Raw genomic sequence first — 17,548 nt, 5'->3', positions numbered from 1 at the left:
CGCGAATAGCGCACGAATCAGGAACTCCCGAGGCAATCCCCACCCGGCAAAAATCGCGGCTCCTACGATGTGCGAGTGCGCAGCTACCCCAGGAGAAACCGGCGCGTTCGCCCCCTCCGCGAAGCCGTCTCTCCCGTGACTGTGCGCCTCGCCGCCCAGGCGGACCCCCACGCCACGCTTCCCTGCACCGTCCGAGCCGCAGCACCCCCTGCAGGCAGCTCGTACACCGCACTCGGGAAGCTCGGGATCCGCCTGGGCGACCACGAGCACTTCACGCCCGTCGACTCAGACGCCGCGCTCCGCCTGCACACAGCACTGCGCGGCCGCAGCCCAGCGCCAGGCGAACTCACCTGGCTCGACGCCACCACCGCGATCCTGTGCGTGCGAGTGCTTCCTCGACCGCATCTCGCGTAGACACAGCAAGGCCTGTCAAGAACTCGTAGGACTACGCGGCGCGCCCCGACGCCCGGTCACCGCCACGTCACATTTCAGCGGCGCGGCTTACGAGGCCGTTTCACCCCGTCGACGACGAGCGCACCCAAGAGCAACAGCCCGCCAGCGAGACCAGGTATCACTGGGAAGCGCGGGCGCAAAAACCAATCATCGACCGCCACCATCGCCCATAGGCACGTGACAACGAGCGCGAGTCCGAGCACCAGAAACAAGATGCGCGCCCACAGGTCCATCGGCGTTCGCCGTTTACTCATCGTTCAACCCCCATCGAGTAGTTGCTCTGAGTACGTGAGCAGCACCCGGCTGCCCCATCAAATCGCAAAAAGCTTCGCCACGACACATCCCCACTGGGACCACCCACGCCGCTCACCCGAACGCACCAGCCAGCCCGTCGATATCTCACATATTCGCAAGCCGTACCAGGAGGGCCACCACCCGAAAAATTCGCTCCAGCCGATCGACCAAAACAACCGCCGCGAATCTGCGACGGCGAAGGCCCCGTCCGATGTTCGGACGGGGCCTTCGCTGGTCGCATGAGGTCGCTGAGAACGAGACCACTGTGAATCAGCGGTCGTCGGGACCACGATTCAACGTCACGGCGGGGTCGATCAGCTCTCGCCAACCGCCGTCCGTCCAGGTCACCCATTCGTCCGCCCCGAGTTCCGCCCAGGTCTTGCGGCTGGGTTCGTGGCCGTCGCGGCAGTCGCCCCGGTACCACTCCTTGATGCGCCCTTGCGCGAGATGGAACCGTTCGTGCCAGCCGATCGGCCCGATGCCCGAGTCGGCGGCGTCGAAGGACGAGTCGTGCGCGGACTTCAACGCGGACAGTTCCTCCACGAGAGCGCCGTGCAGGTGCCAGCACTCAGGGATGATGTCGAGCTCGTACCGGACGACGATCCATCGCACGAACAGCGCCAGCTCGTCCCATTCCCCGTCGACGTCCGCCTTCTCGATCGCGAAGCGACGCCAGGCCAGCACCGTCGGATACATGCCCGGAACGACCGCTTGCCGGTCGCCGGGGTCGACGTCGGTTGGGAATAGGCTCTCATCGAACTCGAAATCGGGATCCTCGAAGTCCGGGTCTGCGTTGTCGTCGCTGGTGTTCGTGGTGTCGGTCATCGGGCTCCAATCAGGCTGCGCAGGCGAGCGCGGACCTTCGCGATCGCCTGCAGTGTTGCTCCCTTGCGGCTGCGCATGTACCGGAGCGCGCCGTCGTTGTCCATCAGCTCGTGCACCAGGCGGTGGCAGAGCGGATGCATCGGCAGCAGATCCTCGTCCCGCTCGTTCGCCATCCACCCTCCGTTGAGGAGCTGCGTGACACCGCGGTAGTCGATGTGGTGCAGCTCGAGGCGACGCTTCGCCTGCGACTCTTCCCGCTTGCAAACGCAGCACCTGTGCTGGTCCGGATTCTGGTCGAACCAGCGAGCACGTCGCGCGTGCCACTGCTTCGACTTCAGGTACTGCAGGCGATACGCGCGTGACGCGATCCCCGCTCTCCCATTCGACATAACTACGACGCCTCCAGCTGCAACGGCTGCGGCATCAGCCGGCCTTGCCGGCGGAACTCGTCCGCCTGCTCCGCTTCCGTCTGCTTCTTACCCGCCGAGATCTCGTCCGCGTCGGCACGCTTCGTCCAACCCGGCATCTCGAGCAGCACGCCGCGCTTGTTTTTGTACGCCAGCACCCCATACCCGGTCGGGATGCGGTGGAGCTCGTCGACGCTCAGCACGGGAAGCCGTTCGATGCCCAGCTGCGTGGAGTTGCCCTGCAGCGACAGCGACTTCGACTTCGTCGCGACCTCGCGAGTGCCGAGGATCGACTCGAGCCCCTTCAAGTGCGACTCGTCGCTACCGCCTCCGTAGAGGATCTTCGCGATCGCAGACGTCCAGATCGTGTCCGCCTCGTCCGCGCTCCACGCCGTGCGCGCCTGCGAAAACCCCTGCAACACCGCGAGCGTCCAGATACCGATACCGCCACCGTCAGAGAGCACCGTCGGCAGGGCTTTCCACGAGAACATGTTCGCGATTTCGTCCAACACCAACCCCAGCGGCGGATCCAGACGACTCCCAGGCGACGTGAGCGCCTTCCGGCGTGCCTGCTCCACGATGTCGTCCAGCAACGCGCCCAGGAACCCACCAGCAGCTCCCGCACCGCTCTTCGTACCAATCAGATACAACGTGTTGCGTCCGGACAAGAATGCCTGCACGTCAAACTCGTCATCGTCGCCTGCAGAGCACATTGCGGCCGCAACACTCGGGAGCTGCAGCGGGGCGGTCGCCGCCGCGACGCCCATCCACTTGGAGCTCAACAGCTTCGAGTCGCTCTCCAGCACCGCCTTGAGCGCGGACGCCCACCCGGGAGGGCCCTGGTTCTCAAGGATCTTGACCGCGGGGCGAGCAAGATCCGGGGACGCACCCCAGTCCCGCAGGGTGGTCACGTCCTTCTTGCCCAGCGCGCACGCCATCAGCAACCGGGAGAGCAAAACTTCCGCTTCCTGCGCCCACTCGCCATTGGTCGTGGATTTCCCCAGTTCCGTGCCACCGAGAAGCGCAGCCGCGCGCTGCATCGCGACGAACGGATCCTCGCAGCCACGGATGGGGTTGATCTTCATCGAGTTCGCGATACCGGACAGCCCTTGCGGGTCGAACACGGTCACCGTGCCGAGCTTGGCGCGTCGCTTCATGGTCGCGGCCAGGTTGTCGTTGCGCGTCGACGTCGTGATCAGCGGCCCAGGGAAGTCAATGATGACGCCGATCAGCAGACGGAACCCCTTGCCTGAACGCGGCGATCCCTCAACAACTACCGAGTCCTCGATAGACAAGTACACGCGTCGACCATGACCCAGGCCAATGTAGATCCCCACATCCTCCGGACGCGGAGCCTGAAGCGCCGGGCGCACGGTGACCGCCGACTTCAAGCGGGTCTTCGCGCCAAACGTGATGCGCACCTCCCGGCCCCGCGCGAGCCCGTCACGCATCCGCAGCTGACGCACGAAGTGCGAGTCGGACTGCTTCCACGACTCCCACGACGACCACGCAAAGATCGCCGCGGCCGCGACCAGCACGAGCGTCGCGATCGCGACCGCACGCCCCCATCCGACGGCTGGCCCGACGCACTCGTCTGCGATTTCGAGCGCGGATCCGTCACCGTGGAACAGGAACCCCAGCCCGTGCCACATCGACGCGAAGACCGGTGGCTGCCCGCACGCGAGGCTCGCCGCGACGAACACTGATCCGAGGCCGACCACGGCGGTGAACCCGGCCGCGCAGATCGCGGCCATGACTGCGCGCACCCAGTGCTCCGTCCCCGACCCGCTCACGCGTCGACCTCCCCGACAGCCGAGGCCGACACCGTCCGCGCTTCCTGCTCCGCGAACGCGGCCTTCAAGCAGTTGCCGCGCATCCGCTGGTAGGTGGCGAGGTCTCGCTGGTACTTCTCGGTGTAGTCGTTGAACCCCTCCTGCAGCTGGGCGGAGGTCTCGGCCTTTGCCTCAGCTCGGAACGCCGCGTACCGATCAGCCCGAGCTGCCTCAGCCCGCCCCTCCGCCGAAGCCCAATGCTCGAGCACTGCCTCTAGCTCGGCTTCTTCTGCCGGGGTCAGCTCCTCGCGCCCGTCGTCCGCCCGCTTGTGGCTCTCGCCGCCAACGAGTTCGATGGGGCCTGGGTGGTTGTCCAGGAGGAGCGCGCCGAGTTCTCGATAGCAGGCTGGGATGGGGCCGATGAGGTGTCCATCGAGGTGGTCCTCGGCGTCCAAGAGGTCGTTGACGGTGGTGAGCGGAAGGCTGATGGTGACGAACAGTGGCTCGGTCATGTGGGGATCTCCTGGGTCGCTTGGTGCTGTGGCGTTGGCGGGCGGACGTCCGTCGTTCATGCGCGTCCTTCCTTTGCTTTGAAGGCCGCACGCAGCGCGTCCGTGCGGTCCTGGTGGTGCTGTTCGCGGGCATGCCAGAACGCCGCCGCGTATTCCTCGAGCCAGTTGTGGAAGAGCTGGTCGGTTTCCGGTTGCGCTTGCTCGCGGAACGCGACGAAGCGTTCGAAGCGGGCACGTTCGAGCGCGCCGTCTTCAGCGAAGAGTTCCTCGTAGGCGGCGGTCAGTTCGGCGTCCTGTTCCGGCGTCATCACGGGAGCGGTGGCCTGAATTTGGTTCCCGTTTGCGTCGAACAGATGCGGATAGCGTCGCTCGTGCTCAAGGAGCTTGCTCTCGAGGTCGTAGATCACTTCGGGGAGATGGCCGATGTAGCGTGCGTGCAGGTCCTCGATGACATCGGTGAGTGCCCTCGTGATGCTGCGCGGCACGGTGATGGTGACGTGTTGCTCGGTCATGCGTGGACCTCCTGAGCATCGGTGGGTGTTGGATCTCCCGTTGGGGTTTCGTCGGGGTTGGTTTCGCGCATGGAGCTGGATGTGTCGAACAGGTCCCACTCCCACTGGGTCTGCAGGGGCCGCAGGTCGAGGACGACGGTGTGTTTGCCGGTCGCGACGACGCACTGCATGACGTCGAGCGAGGCGACCGCTTGCTGCTGCTCGAGGCTCAGCCCGACAGCGCGCGCGGAGGCGGCGAGCTGCCCGGTCTCCTGAGCGAAGCTGATCTTCACCGCGAACCCTTTCGCGAGCTGCTGCGCCAGTTCCCGCTCTTTCGATCCGACGGGGCCAACCGCGTCGAAGTCGCCGCCCTCGTGCACGACGAGCAGCTGGCAGATGCCGAGCTCGCCCGCGAGCTTCTGCTGCGCGAGCTGCGCCTCCAGCCCCGCGATGGTCTTCATGTCCCGCCAGCCCTCCTCGCGCGCGACGACGAACTTGCGGCCAGAGCGCTTGTCGGACAGCACGGACATGACCCAGGACTGGTTGACGGCCTGCGCGATCGCCAACGCGTCATCCCCGCGAGCGGCCACGGCCTCCGTGTCGAACACCGTGTACGGGCTGTCCGCGTCGAACTGCACCGTCGACTCGTCCTCGAACATGCCGGACAAGTTGCCCTCGGTCAGGCGATGCAACGCAGCTCGCAGCTCGCGACCGGCTGCCTGCATGTCACCCATCTCGGGATCAGTGACGTCTCCGCGGGCGATGGCCGCGAGCTCACGCCAGACGAGCCGGATCGTGGGCTTGTCTCCGCTCGCGGCCACGACGTTGCTCAGTGCGTAGTCGAGGACGCTGCGCTCAAACGAGGACGGGGTGCTGTTCGAGTTCAGGATCGTCACGATCTGCTGCAGCACCAGACTGCGGCGTGTCCGCACCGCGTCGGCCCACTCCTGCGCTGTCCACCCACTGGGCCGGTGCCCACCATCGAGAGGGTTGATGCGAAGCGACGAGCCCGGAGCTCCTACCTGGATGACTGTGCCACCGATCGCAATTGCGACGCGCACGTGCTCACCCTTCGAGTCGCTGGTGTTGATCGCCTGACGCCCGAAGAGCACGAGCAGCACGATGAAGCGCTTGAGGAACCAGGATTTCCCCTGCCGGTAGCCGCCCATGAGCAGCACACCGGTCGAGGAAATGAGGTGGTGGTTGTACGCCTCCCACGGGTCGAAGCACCACTCGCGTTCCGTTTCCAGGTCGATACCCATCATCGGCCCGATGGCCGGCCACGGGTTGCCGGTCACGTACGGCCAGAACGCGGCCACTTCCTCCGACGTGAGCCGGTGCGACGGTGGGCGGACCCGCAGCGTTGACCGGAACCCACCAGAGGCTGGATTGGTCGTCTGGGGGCCGTGCTTCGCCTGTCCGGACACGACCGGCAGCTCCTGGACTGCGGTGCCGTGTCCTTCGAGCTGCACGGGCTGGCGCAGCTGCTCCCGGATCTGCTTGCGCGTCTGGCGCTGCACCTTGGCTGTGCCGTCGACGTGCGCGATGACCTCGCGCCGCGCGTGCTGGTCGCGGATGCTCATGCCAGTCCTTCCCCGGTCGGGATGGCGCACATCATGAGCGCCTCCCCCTGCTGCGCGTTGAGGACGTGCGCCTCCATACCTGCGTTCGAGATGTGGGTGCGGAACGCGGACGACGCCTGGTCGAGCTCGTCAAGATCCGCTGCCGACACGGCCACGTACGCGGACATCTCGAACTCGCCCTGGCCGTGCATGAGCGACTGTTCCTGCTCGATGAGCAGCTCCCACTCGTGCTTGTCTGCCTCCGAGGTGATCTGGCTGCGCTTCTGCCGCATCCGCTCGGAAGCCACCCACGACTTCTTCTTCTGGTTGATGCGCTTCATCGCCCGCCCCAGCGGCACGGGTGCGGACGTGATGCTGATGACGTGCCGCACCGGGCGTCCATCCGGCATCTCCCCGAAGATGATCGAGGAGAACAGGCCAGGGCGGACCGTGTGCGAGGGGAGCTGCCCGATCCAGAACACGCGGTGCACAGCACTGTCCGTGCGCACGAAGTCGCGGTGCTCCTCGAAGAACATGGCCGCTTCCCCGCCCGCCGCAACACCCGCGTCGGGATCCTGCGACGCGCGTTCGAGCAGATCCGGCTGCGCGACCGGATCGAGCAGGCTGCGGAGGCTCATGCGGATGTGGGCTGCGCTCTGCCAATCGACAAGCACGAACCCCGCCCCGCGCAGTGCCGCATGGATCGCGTCGGCTTCAAGAGCGGCCACACGCCGCAGCCCGTCCGTGCCACCGCCGAAGCCGGTGATCTGCGAGGCGAGAGCTCGCAGATCGAGTGAGATCGCAATCTCGGTGGTGTGCGAGCGAACGATGTTCCCCGCCAAGGTCAGCATCTCCTCGTACGACTCCTGCACCTCCTCGAGCCCTGGGCGGGTGGAGATGCGCCGACGCGCGAGAGCGCGGGACGCGGACACCGACCCCATCGACGTGCGAGCGATCTGCGTGAACCGCTTGATGCCCGGGCGCAGCGTCCACCCGCGCATCACCGACGCGACACCTTCGACCATCGCGTCCTGCCGGTGCGCAGGCGAGTACTCGAACGAGGGAGCGACGACCGTGGCGATGAGCGTCGCGGTCTGCTGCGCGGTGTCGTGCACGATCGCGAACCCGTCCGTGTCCAGCAGCCGCACGTTGCGCAGCCGACCGGGAAGCAGCAGCACGCTCTCACGGCGCAGCTCTGACAGCTCTGGCGCGTCCGGGCGATGCCGGTAGGTGGTGCGCCCGCGGCGCTTCCGAGTGATGAACATGATTTCCCTCCACACGATGACCGGCAACGGTGTTGACCGGACGTTGATCGCCCCGGTGACCGCCAGCGATACCCAGATGGGGCTCGTCAGCAGCAGTCCGAGTGGTCCGCCAGCAGTTGTTGCGATGAGCGCGATGATGATGCCCGCGCCGATGACCAGCAGGTTGATGCCGGTGAGGTGCAGGATCGTGCCCTGCACCGAGAGGCGCGGGAACGTGAAGACCCGCGGCTCGTAGTCGTCAGCCAATGTGATGCCCCCTCAGAGCTCGTGACTTACTTCTTGCCCGGTGTGGGCGGTGTACTCGGCGGTGCTGCAGGCGGGCGTTGTCCGCCACCACCTGGTCCACGTCTGCCTCCGCCGCCGGACGGCGCGGGATTCCCCGGTTGGGCGGGTTTCGAGCCTGGGCCGGGGTTGGACGTGGAACCATTCGTGTTCCGCTTCCCGCCGCCGCCCCCGGTGCTGCTGGCGGTGGTCATGCGGCTGAGCGTCGACTTCGTTTTCGAGGCCGCACTCTTGGCCCCCTGACCGATGACCTTGCCCGCCTTCGCCGCTCCACGCCCCGCGGCGGGGACGATGACCTTGCCCGCGGCCGCGGCCCCGCGCGCAGCACCACGGCCCACGCGTTCGGTGGCACGCATGGTCGTGTGTCCGCCCGCGTCGCGGTCAGCGCCCGCCCACGCGAACATGCCCAGGAACGCCATCGGCGCGAGCCCCAGCAGCGCGAGCCCGACCGTGACGGTCAGCCCGTTCGGGCTCCACGGGTCTTCCAACAGCACCGCGGTGCGGGTCAGGAGCCACAGCGTGCCCAGCAGCACCGGATCGGTGATGAGCAGCCCGACGAGCAGGATCGCGTAGTTGCGGCGCACGTCCGCGCCCTCGCGCAGCGGCGACATCGTGAACACGAACGGCGCGAACGCGACCATGGTCATGATGCCCAGAGCGCGGACGATGCGCATGGCCCCGAGGGTGAAGAAGCCGAAGAACAGGAACACGCAGTTCAGGAACGCGGCGAGCATGTTGCCGCCGAGGAGCTCCATCAGCATGTCCGAGTCCTCGTTCAGACCGTAGATCGCGATCAGCATCTCGACGGGCGTCTTGTCGCCGTTGAGCGAGTTGAGCATGCCGGGGATGTAGTCCAGGAGCGGCAGGATCTTGCCGACGCCCCAGATCGTGAGCAGCGTCGCGGGGACTGCGAACGCCACCCCGAGGATCGCCCGCCACACGTCCTCGTACTGGCTCGTGAGCATTCCGCGCGCGATGCCAACCGCTCCGAGTGCGACCGTGACCAGGAACGCGGTGAGTCCGATCCAGAACGACGCGAGCTCGATGGACGCCGCCCACGACGCGGTGCCCGGTCCCACGTTTCCCCACTCCATGGTCCAACCCATGAGGTCGCGGACGCCATTGAGCATCTCTTTGAGGACGTTCTCGGGACTGAACGCATCGAACGGGTTCATGCGTGACCCCCTTCCGGGGTTGTATCTGGGCGAGGGTTAGAAGATCTTGAAGCCGATGAAGAACCCCGCGATGCCCGTCAGCGAGCCAAGACCGATGAGGGCACCGACGACGTAGACCACCGAGCTGCCCGCCTTGTCCAGGAGGGTCGAGTTCCCGAACCCCTTGAAGCCCAGGATCGTGAAGACCCCGGCGAGCGCCAGGAGCGCGGCGATAAAGCAGATGCCGAGGATGATCGCGACGAGCCGGAGACCAGCGAGCGCAAACGGGCTGCTGGTGTCTGGGGTGACGTCCGGGACGGAAGCCGGGGCGATGCTGAGGGCGAGGTCGGTGGAAGCGGTGATGAGGTCGAACATGGTGGTGCCTTTCATGGCGGGTAGTGGTGAGTGAGAGGTGAAGTTAGAGGCGGAGGCCGTCAGTGACGGAGCGTCCGACGTCGACGTGCAAGTGGTTGTGGGCGTCGTCAATCTGCGAGACGCCGGGGATGTCGAAGTAGGTGCCATTCGCGATCCGGGCGTTGATCTGCCCGATCTGCGACCCGGCCGGGAGAATCCCTGCGACCGCGTTGACGTACTGCACGCTGAAGGTGTCTGCCCCGGTGAGAGCGACACCGTTGAAGGAGTAGAAGTCGATCGCGCGTCCGACCCAGTGGGCCGAGTACCCGGAGGACCCCGGGAGATCCCCGGTGCAGGCGCGGTTGAGGTCGCTGATGCCTACGGAGTCGAACATGTTGAGCGCGATCTGGATGAGCTGGAGGGCGGGGAGTTGGATGTGGCAGGTTCCGGTCCCGTCGGCCATGCCGAGGATCTGCTGCCCGTACGCGTCGCCTGCACCGTTCAGGAAGACGAGGCGTCCCGCTGCCATCGCTGCGGCGAGCTGCTGGGCCGCTTCTTTCTCCGAAGGCGACACCACTCCAGTCCCAGCTCCCCCGCCCCCTGCCGGAGCGCCTGGAGCCGGGAGGACAGGCAGCGCTGCCGCGACCGCGTGCGTGAGCATGGTGCCGGTCCCAAGAACCCCGACGATGCCCACGAACCCTGCTGCGAGCACCGCGCGTCGGGACGCGGGCGAGTTGAGGGCCTGCGCGACTTTGACCGCCGCGAGGACTTTCACTGCACGACCTCGTTCGCGAGAACCACCACTCCGCATTGGGTGCGCTGACCGGCATCGTCCGTGTCGCAGTCGATCTCGAACGACACCCATTGGGTGCCTTCCGTGGTCAGCCCGGAGGCGTTGCCGACGAGCGTTGCTACTTCTACGGTGACGAGGGAGTAGCCGTCGTCCGCGTCGCGGTAGGCGGGCTCCCAGGTCGGCCAGGACACATGCTGGCCGTCGACCTTCACAGATCGCACCTCGGAGGTCATCCAGCCACTGTTCTGCCACATCGTCTGGAACGCGGACTCTGCGGGCAGGAAGCGTCCAGCGCGATTCGTTGCCGCTGTCGCGCGGAAGCTCGCGTCCACGAAGCTCTCGCCGCCACCCGCTGCGGTGGGGCCCACGTACGAGTCGGAGGGCTGGGTGAAGGCCACGAAGTTCTCAATGACCCGTTCCCGGGAGACGAGCGCGGTGTCGTAGTTCGTCAAGGCGAGTGCTGCGGCAGCTCCGAGCTCGCCAGCATCCGCGGTGACGGGAGGTGTCACCAGACCGTCGACGGTGCGACCCAGCGGGGCGAGGGGGATCCCGGTCTGCGCGTCCGGCGTGGCCCGAACGCTCGAGGAGGGCACCACGGCGGGCGCCGCAACGGATGCGCTCGGCGTGGCCGAGCCGGCGGGCTCCGCACGTCCGGTGGCGCACGAGGCGAGGCCGACGGCAAGGCCGATCACGGCGGTCGAGGCAGCCGCGACGACGAGAAGCTTGGCGTTGCGGTCGTGGCGGAGCCCCTGCACGCGGTCGCGGAACGAGGTGGGTGTGGTCATGAGGTGAACTCCTGAGTCAGTGAGCGTTGGTCGAGGACGGTGGTGGCAATGTCCAGAAGCTCCCGGACCTGTCGCAGCACGCGGTAGGCGTTTGAGGCGGAAACTCCGAGCTCCGCGCCGAGTTCCGTCGTGGTGCGCAGCTCGAGGTCATCGCGCAGCAGCATCGGCAGTACTCGGTCCGCGTCGAACACGTCGAGCGGGACGCACGCTGCGGCCATGTCCCGCAACCCTCGAGTCGTTGTCGGCAGGGGTACGGTTTGCGCGGCGCGCACGACACGTGCGATGGCTTCGCAGCGCTGCCGCACGACCTGGATTTTCCGCACCGACATGCTGTGGCGGGCCGCGACGTCGCGCGGGTGCTCCGCGGTGAGCGCGAGATCCAGGATCACGTCCCAGTCCTCGTCGCCCACGAACGAGGCGACGCGCTGCATCCAGTCGACCTGATCGAAGCGTTCCGTGAGGACGTCGAGCGGATCCGCGCTGAGCTGGACTCGCTGCACCCGCATGCCCTCCGCGGCGTCGGAGATGCGCTTGGCTCGTCCGGCTTCGGTGAGCTGCTTGCGAATCATGTTGTGGCAGATACCCCACACCCACGCCTCGACCTGACCGCGGGCCGCGTCGAACGTGGAGAGCTTCTTCCACGCCTCGATCAGCGTCAGAGACAGCACATCATCGACCATGTGATCCGGGACACGGGCACCGACGCGTCCCCGGCACTCCTCCACAGCCCGCTGGAGGCTCTCCACGCTAGGCGCTGCCACGGTTGGCCGGTCAGGTGCGAGCGTCATCAGGACACCGCCTGACGGTCCGCGGCCCTAGCCACGTCGCAGCGGCGGCACAGGACCGTGCCAGCGGGGATGGGGCCGACCCGCATCGGCGTCGCCTGAGCCCACTCGTGGCCGGACACCTCGCAGACCCGTGACGCCTCAGCGCGGGCCGCAGCGCGTGCCTCCTGCAGCTGGAGCTCGCGGATCCCGCACCGGTCGCAGGACCGGTCGTGCGCGGCTCCGACAACGAACCGGTGGCCCCGCTCCTCGCAGGTCCGCACCGCCGCGTTCGCGGTCGTGCCGAACCCCGTCTGCGCTGGACGTGCCATGGGGGCCGCGGTCGGTGTCGCGGTGATCGGGAAGTTGCGGACGAACATGGCGAGGTCAGCGGACAGCGCCGAGGCCACGTAGCCGTCGCGGTGCTTGATCGGCGTTCCCGAGCCACGTGCTCGGCTGAGGACTTCCACGATCGCTGCGGCCAGGTCGAAGCTCGGGACGCTGACGTGCTGGCGAGCGATTCGCTCGAGCACGGCCCTCGCGTCGACGCGAACCCCGGCCAGCTGCGAGAGGCCAGCTCCGAGATCCACGAACCACGAACTCAGATCCGAATCATCATCATCCGGCGAAGCCGCGACGGCTCCTGGGGTTACGTCGTTAACTGATGATGATTGATCTTGGTTTTCTTTATCTTGATCTTCTTTAAGCGGCCGGAAACCCGACGTCGGGTTTCCGGCTTTGGCTTGTCCACAGGCTGCTGCAACCCTCGGCAGAATTTCTGCGGAGGCTTGTTCGCTGTCCTGGTGCGGATCAAGCCATGGCAGAAATTCTGCGTTGGCTTCCCCGAACTCTTCGCCGTGAACCCTCGGCAGAATTTCTGCGTTGGCTTGTCCACAGGCTGCTGCAACCCTCGGCAGAATTTCTGCCTTGGGTTTCTGCTCGCCCGTCGCGGCCCCAAACGTGGTCGGCATGAGCGGGTCGAGAAGGCGGAACTGCACTAGACGGTGGCCACCGATGGCACGCCCTTCCGCGTCACGGCTTCCTGCCGGATACACGAACTGAACGACTTCGAGGAACCCATGCTCCTCGAGGGTGCGGCGGGCCTTGAGGAACGCGTGACGGCCCAGCTCCATGCTCTCGCGCACGCTCTCTTGGGTGAGTCGGTAGCCGACGCTGTGGGAGCGGATGAACAGGTAGATCGACAGCGGGTTCCCGACGATCTTCGGGTACCGCACCCACCAGTTGCGCACCTGAGAGAACTCGCGGTCGATCGCGAGCTCTTCACGCAGAAACTCACCCTGCAGCGGTTCTTCGGTCACTATCTGTCCTTGCACGTTGAGGAATTGGGGGTGGATCGGAGACGTGGTTAGAGGCGGCTCAGGAGGTCGGTCACGGCGTCCCAGTTGGCGGCGACCTTCGCGAGCTGTTCGCGATGCGCTTTCTGCTGCCAGGCGCGCGACCCGTACGAGTGGGCGTCGATGTGCTCGTCCACGGCGTCAGCGATGAGCTTGTGCAGCGTGTCCGGGTTGAGCGCGTCGAGCTCCCACGAGGACGCACCGAAGGAGCGGATGTAGCCCTTGGCGCGCGAATCGGTGAGTTTCGCTGGGTTGGGCGGCGGCTCGTACTGCACGATCTGGTCGAGGTTGAGCGCGATGCGGCGCACCAGCGTGCGAGCGCCAAACAGGCGGAGGCGTTCCTGCATGTCCCGGGTCATGTCGATGCCGGACGGGTCGTGGTCCCCGAGATGGATCACCACGACGCTCTGGCCAGCTCGCTCGTACTGACGGTGGCGGAGCGCTGCGGAATGCAGCTCGCTCTGGGACACGTACCCGCGGCACGAGAAGTAATCCACTCCCCTGGAGTTCGCTGCCCGGGACACGACGCCCGCCAGGGCCTCCTTCTCCACCCACACTTCGACGCGGAACTCTTGCCCGACCCACAAGTCCATGTGGAAGCTGTCCTCGAGCTCATCGATCAGCGCGGCCGGGGAGTCGTAGACGGGCAGGCCCATGAGGTTGCGGGTGCGATCCACGATGTAGGCCCAGTCGATGAGCCCCGCTTTACGGGCACGGTCGATGGTGGAGCCGAGCTGCTTGTACGTGCGCTGACTGTTGGGGAGGTAGTCGCGAGCGACGAACTGGTAGTAGAGCTGGCGCAGCGTGAGGTCGTACCCCTGAGCCGCGTACTCCGCACAGATCGAGTTCGCGAGCTGCACGATCGCAAGCGACCGCGGCGACGGCTTCCACACCTCATAGGCGATGTGGGCCATGACTACTCCCCCACCCACACGACGTAGATGCCGCTGTTGTGGAGTTGGTGCGACCGGATCGAGACGCCTTCGCTCGTCACCGCGGCCCCAGACCAGCACGCATCAGCCAGCACGGCGTAGCTCGCCCTCACGCCAAGCGCATCACTTACTGCCCGCGCAGACGCGGCCCACGAGCGTGCGCACAGGAGCCGGATCATGCTCGCGACGAAGCGCGCGCTGATCGCAGCCGCAGACCAGGACGGAGAAGCCTCGCGGAGCTGGGCCTCCTCCCGAAGCATGCGGCTCGGTCTGAACTCGACCCGAGGCGTCGCGATCGCTTCCGTGATCGTCGGCGGATCCCAGCGCGGCGCACGTGAGCGTGCGGGCGACGGCTCAACCACGGGATGCCTGCGCTGCAGCCTCGATGCGAACCGCTGCCGTGTTGCCGTGCGGAGCGATCTCGCGCTCCCGAGCACTTACCAGGCCAAGCAGCAACGAGAGCTGCTGCAGCTCGTCGTAGCTGAGCTCGACCGTCACGCCCGCAGGCTGCGGGGTCGCGTTGGGGACTGCCATGTGGGCCTCCTGATGCGTGGTCTGGGGTTTCATCGCGCGGGTCGCGCGGGAGAGGTAGTCGAGGCCGTCGAGCGCCAGCATCGCTGCGGGTGAGCCCATGGAGTAGTCCGGGAGCGCACCAGTCATAGGCAGCGGCGTGCGGTCGAGCGCGAGCTCAGCCAAGGTGCGGATGAACGCGTTCTCGTATCGGTAGACGCCGCCCGTGATGCCACTGATGTCCACCACGCTCAACGCTGCTGTGACGCCGTGATCCCGAAACAGGACCGTGGCCGCGGCGAGATACGCGTGGAGGTAGGCGAGCGTGTCTTCCTGGTGGCTGCGGTGGATCTGGGCATCGAGCCACTCGAGCTCGGCCATGTCGACCGCTGGCGTGCTCACGTCGTTCATGGCCTCGCGGAGCTCGAGGCTCTGTGCACGCAGTTGCGCGTTGATGCCGAACCGCTCGAATCGGCCCTGCACGTTAAGGCCCAACGTGATGGGCTCCGTGCGTGTGCGGAGCTGCGCGAAGAGCGGCACCTCGATGGGTGCGGTGGCGAGCGAAAGTGGTGTGGTCATGCGCGTTCCCCCTCAAGGGATGAGCCGGACACGGAGAGTCCGGTCAGCGAGCTACGAGGCGTGCGCCTCGCGGTACTGCGAGAGCTTCCGGCGACCGGTCCGCTCCGAGACGTTCAGCAAGGCAGCGATCGACTTCGCGGTGAGCTCCCCGCCCTCGGCGTGGTGCGCGCGAATCGCGTCCAGATCCGGCGATGGGGCCGTTTCGGTACGCGTCTGCGGAGAGCTCGCGCTGGCCTGCGCCAACACCTGAGCACGCTCCTCCACGACCGGAACAACCGGGACCGAAATCAGAGACGATGCGGGAGCTGGAGCATCGACGCGGGCGCCCGTCGATGCGGAGAACCGCTCGGGAACCTGCAGGAAGTCAGCCAGGTCGGGCACTGGAGCCTCGACGGAACCGGTCTCATACTCGGCCTCGTGGCTGATCTGCTGTTCGCTGGGCACGACGGGCGGATCCACGTGGGGAACGCTCACGCGTGGCTGCTCGTCGGGCACGCGCACCGGCTCCACTGGAGCGGCCTGACTGGGTGGGAGGGTGCGAACGGTGCGAGGGATCTTGCCCTCGAGCGGCTGCTCGACGGGCGCGGTCTCGTTGATTGGCGCAGGTTCGGGCTGTGCGGCGGGAACAGGGGCGTCGCTGCCTTGTCCCGAGATCATCACGACGAGCAAGTGCGACGCGATCAAAAGCGCCACTGGCGGGACCGAGGCGACCGTGACCGCGATCCATTCCGTGACCGTCACGACCCCAGGGGCAAGCGTCTGCACATGCAGCGCGTTTCCGGCGACCGAGACGATCGCGAACAGCCCCAGCGCGAGCCACGGGTACAGCTGCACCCGCCCCGGCCTCGAGCTAAACGAGAACGCCGCCAGCGTGGCAACGACGATGAAGCCGTCAACGATGACCGGCCAGAGGAACGCCAGGTGCTCGGGAACCCCCGAAGCAACCGCCAGCTCCGCGAGAGCGTTGAACGAAAGCGCGAAGCTCGAACCAGCAAGCACGAACACCCCGACTGCGACCGTCCACGCCAGCACGGGAGACGTGGAGCGCACTGAGACGCCGCTCACGAGAGCACCGGGAGCATCGTCAGTAGAGCGTCGCCTGCGGCGCTGCCCAAGATGACGCCAACGACGACAGCGGCCAGAACTCCGAGAACGCCGAAAGAGACCAGGAAGATCTTGAGCATGGCCTCGAGGCCGTCAGCGAAGTTGTCGCTCAGCTCACGCCTCGCGCTCATAGGAAGTCCTCCGCGTCGACCACGAACTGGCCAGCACCGATCTCGATCAGTCCGAAGATGCCTTCCCCGGGCAGAGCGTCGTGGGAGCGAACCTCGAGCGGGAGCCAGCGACGAGACCAGCAGTCCTGGCACGCCATGCCATGGGCGAGCTGCTCGATCGCAACCCAGAGCAGACGACCGTCCTCTTCAACGCGCGTCGCCCACTTCCCCGTCACCGGGTGCTTCGCGACGGGCAGGTTCCCCGCAGCATCGAGCGTCAACGCAACATATCCGTGAGCGAGCGGGCTCTCAGCGGGGTGGTGACCGAACTTGAGGAACGGCACGAACAACTGATCGCCATCGAAGAGGTGGTTCGTGAGCTCAACGAGCTCCGGGGCAACGTCCACGACGTGCGTGCCGGTCACGATGCGTCCTCCGACAGGACACACTTGTCGCGCCACGAGAGAACGATCACAACAGCATTGGACAGAACCCCGACCAGCAGCAGACCGACCGAAGTCGTGAGCGGCGCGATGAATCGCTCAGCAGACTCCACCGGGCTCGGAGACGCCCAGATTCCGATCGTGAACACCGCGAGGGCAACTAGTCCAACCAGGGCAACGGTGAGCGTGACCGCGTACGCCGACCGCATCACAGCGCCTTCACCGCCGCGATCTGCTCGTCAGTGAATTCCAGCTCGGAGGCGGCCTCAAGATCGGCTCGAGCAATTCGCCAGGGCCCCCCAAAGAGTTGCTTAGCCGGGAGCTTCTTGTCGTTGATCCAACGACGCACCGTGATGGGTGTGACTTCGAGCAGTGCCGCTACCTGGGCGACGGTCAAGTTCTGAGGCATGGCGTCAAGTTAGCACTATTTCGTCTAACCAAGTCAATCCGGACTACCTGGCCCTCAGTGCGCCATTCCGCGCTATGATGGGCACATGAGCACAGCTGAAAGCATGCAGCAGCAAGAGGATTTGACGGGCGAGCGCATCATCACCCTGCTCTTTCGCAGGCGCATGAATCAGGGCCACATCGCGAGGGCGCTGGATACGACGCAGTCGAACATCAGCGCCAAGATTCGAGGACGGCGACGCTGGTACTACGACGAGGTAGTTCAAGTGGCCAGAGTCCTGGAGACATCTGTTGCGTACCTGACCGGCGAGGTCGACGATGATGCGCCGTTGCGTACGGTCGAGCAGGGAGAAGAGTGGGCCCGGTGGGGCTCGAACCCACGACCCGCGGATTA

At 66.4% G+C, this 17,548-nt stretch carries 23 protein-coding genes; 2 read left to right on the top strand and 21 right to left on the bottom strand.

The window, feature by feature from the left end:
• The first annotated feature begins 75 nt into the window (after window positions 1-75).
• Window positions 76-414 (top strand): hypothetical protein, encoded by a 339-nt coding sequence (locus C5B85_RS18790; RefSeq protein ID WP_146078036.1) that lies wholly within the window; start codon window positions 76-78, stop codon window positions 412-414.
• Window positions 415-1,017: 603 nt separating this feature from the next.
• Here the strand turns inward: C5B85_RS18790 and C5B85_RS18780 are convergent.
• The 21 genes from C5B85_RS18780 to C5B85_RS18685 all read right to left on the bottom strand — a co-directional run bounded on the left by C5B85_RS18780 (window position 1,018) and on the right by C5B85_RS18685 (window position 17,155).
• Window positions 1,018-1,572: a hypothetical protein gene (locus C5B85_RS18780; protein WP_104287537.1), complete on the bottom strand. Its 555-nt coding sequence runs from the start codon at window positions 1,570-1,572 to the stop codon at window positions 1,018-1,020.
• The gene (locus C5B85_RS18775; protein WP_104287536.1) at window positions 1,569-1,961 is read right to left on the bottom strand and encodes a hypothetical protein; all 393 of its coding nucleotides are present in this window, start codon (window positions 1,959-1,961) and stop codon (window positions 1,569-1,571) included. The genes C5B85_RS18780 and C5B85_RS18775 overlap by 4 nt, the downstream gene beginning before the upstream one ends.
• A 2-nt stretch (window positions 1,962-1,963) precedes the next feature.
• On the bottom strand, window positions 1,964-3,772 hold the full coding sequence (locus C5B85_RS18770) for a type IV secretory system conjugative DNA transfer family protein (protein WP_104287535.1): 1,809 nt from the start codon (window positions 3,770-3,772) through the stop codon (window positions 1,964-1,966).
• Window positions 3,769-4,263, bottom strand: coding sequence for a hypothetical protein (locus C5B85_RS18765; protein WP_104287534.1), 495 nt, complete (start codon window positions 4,261-4,263; stop codon window positions 3,769-3,771). The genes C5B85_RS18770 and C5B85_RS18765 overlap by 4 nt, the downstream gene beginning before the upstream one ends.
• Before the next feature lie 56 nt (window positions 4,264-4,319).
• Window positions 4,320-4,748 (bottom strand): hypothetical protein, encoded by a 429-nt coding sequence (locus C5B85_RS18760; protein ID WP_181064511.1) that lies wholly within the window; start codon window positions 4,746-4,748, stop codon window positions 4,320-4,322.
• 23 nt (window positions 4,749-4,771) lie between these two features.
• Window positions 4,772-6,337 (bottom strand): hypothetical protein, encoded by a 1,566-nt coding sequence (locus C5B85_RS18755; protein WP_104287532.1) that lies wholly within the window; start codon window positions 6,335-6,337, stop codon window positions 4,772-4,774.
• On the bottom strand, window positions 6,334-7,827 hold the full coding sequence (locus C5B85_RS18750) for an SCO6880 family protein (RefSeq protein WP_104287531.1): 1,494 nt from the start codon (window positions 7,825-7,827) through the stop codon (window positions 6,334-6,336). The genes C5B85_RS18755 and C5B85_RS18750 overlap by 4 nt, the downstream gene beginning before the upstream one ends.
• A gap of 26 nt (window positions 7,828-7,853) precedes the next feature.
• Window positions 7,854-9,038 carry a hypothetical protein gene (locus C5B85_RS18745; RefSeq protein WP_104287530.1) on the bottom strand — a complete coding sequence of 395 codons (1,185 nt, stop codon included), beginning with the start codon at window positions 9,036-9,038 and terminating at the stop codon, window positions 7,854-7,856.
• Between the two features lie 36 nt (window positions 9,039-9,074).
• On the bottom strand, window positions 9,075-9,407 hold the full coding sequence (locus C5B85_RS18740) for a hypothetical protein (RefSeq protein ID WP_146078035.1): 333 nt from the start codon (window positions 9,405-9,407) through the stop codon (window positions 9,075-9,077).
• 28 nt (window positions 9,408-9,435) lie between these two features.
• Complete coding sequence (locus tag C5B85_RS18735) at window positions 9,436-10,146, bottom strand: hypothetical protein (RefSeq protein ID WP_104287528.1); 711 nt, start codon at window positions 10,144-10,146, stop codon at window positions 9,436-9,438.
• Window positions 10,143-10,949 carry a hypothetical protein gene (locus tag C5B85_RS18730; protein WP_104287527.1) on the bottom strand — a complete coding sequence of 269 codons (807 nt, stop codon included), beginning with the start codon at window positions 10,947-10,949 and terminating at the stop codon, window positions 10,143-10,145. Before C5B85_RS18730 ends, C5B85_RS18735 begins: the two co-directional genes overlap by 4 nt.
• On the bottom strand, window positions 10,946-11,629 hold the full coding sequence (locus C5B85_RS18725) for a sigma factor (protein WP_181064510.1): 684 nt from the start codon (window positions 11,627-11,629) through the stop codon (window positions 10,946-10,948). Before C5B85_RS18725 ends, C5B85_RS18730 begins: the two co-directional genes overlap by 4 nt.
• Window positions 11,630-11,736: 107 nt before the next feature.
• Entirely contained in the window at window positions 11,737-13,032 is a 1,296-nt protein-coding gene (locus C5B85_RS18720; RefSeq protein WP_104287525.1) for a hypothetical protein, read from the bottom strand.
• Between the two features lie 47 nt (window positions 13,033-13,079).
• On the bottom strand, window positions 13,080-13,982 hold the full coding sequence (locus tag C5B85_RS18715) for a hypothetical protein (protein ID WP_104287524.1): 903 nt from the start codon (window positions 13,980-13,982) through the stop codon (window positions 13,080-13,082).
• Between the two features lie 2 nt (window positions 13,983-13,984).
• Window positions 13,985-14,260: a hypothetical protein gene (locus C5B85_RS18710; protein ID WP_146078034.1), complete on the bottom strand. Its 276-nt coding sequence runs from the start codon at window positions 14,258-14,260 to the stop codon at window positions 13,985-13,987.
• A 94-nt stretch (window positions 14,261-14,354) separates the two neighbouring features.
• Window positions 14,355-15,089 carry a hypothetical protein gene (locus tag C5B85_RS18705; RefSeq protein ID WP_104287522.1) on the bottom strand — a complete coding sequence of 245 codons (735 nt, stop codon included), beginning with the start codon at window positions 15,087-15,089 and terminating at the stop codon, window positions 14,355-14,357.
• A gap of 51 nt (window positions 15,090-15,140) precedes the next feature.
• Window positions 15,141-16,154, bottom strand: coding sequence for a DUF2637 domain-containing protein (locus tag C5B85_RS18700; protein ID WP_104287521.1), 1,014 nt, complete (start codon window positions 16,152-16,154; stop codon window positions 15,141-15,143).
• Window positions 16,151-16,324: a hypothetical protein gene (locus C5B85_RS19335; protein ID WP_181064509.1), complete on the bottom strand. Its 174-nt coding sequence runs from the start codon at window positions 16,322-16,324 to the stop codon at window positions 16,151-16,153. The genes C5B85_RS18700 and C5B85_RS19335 overlap by 4 nt, the downstream gene beginning before the upstream one ends.
• Window positions 16,321-16,728: a hypothetical protein gene (locus C5B85_RS18695; RefSeq protein WP_104287520.1), complete on the bottom strand. Its 408-nt coding sequence runs from the start codon at window positions 16,726-16,728 to the stop codon at window positions 16,321-16,323. Before C5B85_RS18695 ends, C5B85_RS19335 begins: the two co-directional genes overlap by 4 nt.
• Entirely contained in the window at window positions 16,725-16,955 is a 231-nt protein-coding gene (locus tag C5B85_RS18690) for a hypothetical protein (protein ID WP_104287519.1), read from the bottom strand. The genes C5B85_RS18695 and C5B85_RS18690 overlap by 4 nt, the downstream gene beginning before the upstream one ends.
• Window positions 16,955-17,155 carry a helix-turn-helix domain-containing protein gene (locus C5B85_RS18685; RefSeq protein ID WP_104287518.1) on the bottom strand — a complete coding sequence of 67 codons (201 nt, stop codon included), beginning with the start codon at window positions 17,153-17,155 and terminating at the stop codon, window positions 16,955-16,957. The genes C5B85_RS18690 and C5B85_RS18685 overlap by 1 nt, the downstream gene beginning before the upstream one ends.
• Window positions 17,156-17,240: 85 nt before the next feature.
• Between C5B85_RS18685 and C5B85_RS18680 the strand changes: the two genes are divergently transcribed.
• Window positions 17,241-17,548: helix-turn-helix domain-containing protein (locus C5B85_RS18680; RefSeq protein WP_146078033.1), on the top strand; the 308-nt coding region annotated here is incomplete at its 3' end.

The sequence above is a fragment of the Pseudoclavibacter sp. AY1F1 genome (assembly GCF_002931075.1).
In the GTDB taxonomy this organism is placed as follows: domain Bacteria; phylum Actinomycetota; class Actinomycetes; order Actinomycetales; family Microbacteriaceae; genus Pseudoclavibacter.
Note: the sequence above shows the minus strand (reverse complement) of the source record. Positions and strands in the feature narration are given on the sequence as shown.

What these genes read in the sequence shown, in the direction of transcription:
- C5B85_RS18710 (WP_146078034.1), bottom strand. Translation starts at nt 14,260, where the DNA reads ATGCTTCGGGAGGAGGCCCAGCTCCGCGAGGCTTCTCCGTCCTGGTCT.
- C5B85_RS19335 (WP_181064509.1), bottom strand. Translation starts at nt 16,324, where the DNA reads ATGAGCGCGAGGCGTGAGCTGAGCGACAACTTCGCTGACGGCCTCGAG.
- C5B85_RS18725 (WP_181064510.1), bottom strand. Translation starts at nt 11,629, where the DNA reads ATGGTCGATGATGTGCTGTCTCTGACGCTGATCGAGGCGTGGAAGAAG.
- C5B85_RS18715 (WP_104287524.1), bottom strand. Translation starts at nt 13,982, where the DNA reads ATGGCCCACATCGCCTATGAGGTGTGGAAGCCGTCGCCGCGGTCGCTT.
- C5B85_RS18730 (WP_104287527.1), bottom strand. Translation starts at nt 10,949, where the DNA reads ATGACCACACCCACCTCGTTCCGCGACCGCGTGCAGGGGCTCCGCCAC.
- C5B85_RS18780 (WP_104287537.1), bottom strand. Translation starts at nt 1,572, where the DNA reads ATGACCGACACCACGAACACCAGCGACGACAACGCAGACCCGGACTTC.
- C5B85_RS18765 (WP_104287534.1), bottom strand. Translation starts at nt 4,263, where the DNA reads ATGACCGAGCCACTGTTCGTCACCATCAGCCTTCCGCTCACCACCGTC.
- C5B85_RS18740 (WP_146078035.1), bottom strand. Translation starts at nt 9,407, where the DNA reads ATGAAAGGCACCACCATGTTCGACCTCATCACCGCTTCCACCGACCTC.
- C5B85_RS18755 (WP_104287532.1), bottom strand. Translation starts at nt 6,337, where the DNA reads ATGAGCATCCGCGACCAGCACGCGCGGCGCGAGGTCATCGCGCACGTC.
- C5B85_RS18685 (WP_104287518.1), bottom strand. Translation starts at nt 17,155, where the DNA reads ATGCCTCAGAACTTGACCGTCGCCCAGGTAGCGGCACTGCTCGAAGTC.
- C5B85_RS18705 (WP_104287522.1), bottom strand. Translation starts at nt 15,089, where the DNA reads ATGACCACACCACTTTCGCTCGCCACCGCACCCATCGAGGTGCCGCTC.
- C5B85_RS18775 (WP_104287536.1), bottom strand. Translation starts at nt 1,961, where the DNA reads ATGTCGAATGGGAGAGCGGGGATCGCGTCACGCGCGTATCGCCTGCAG.
- C5B85_RS18745 (WP_104287530.1), bottom strand. Translation starts at nt 9,038, where the DNA reads ATGAACCCGTTCGATGCGTTCAGTCCCGAGAACGTCCTCAAAGAGATG.
- C5B85_RS18690 (WP_104287519.1), bottom strand. Translation starts at nt 16,955, where the DNA reads ATGCGGTCGGCGTACGCGGTCACGCTCACCGTTGCCCTGGTTGGACTA.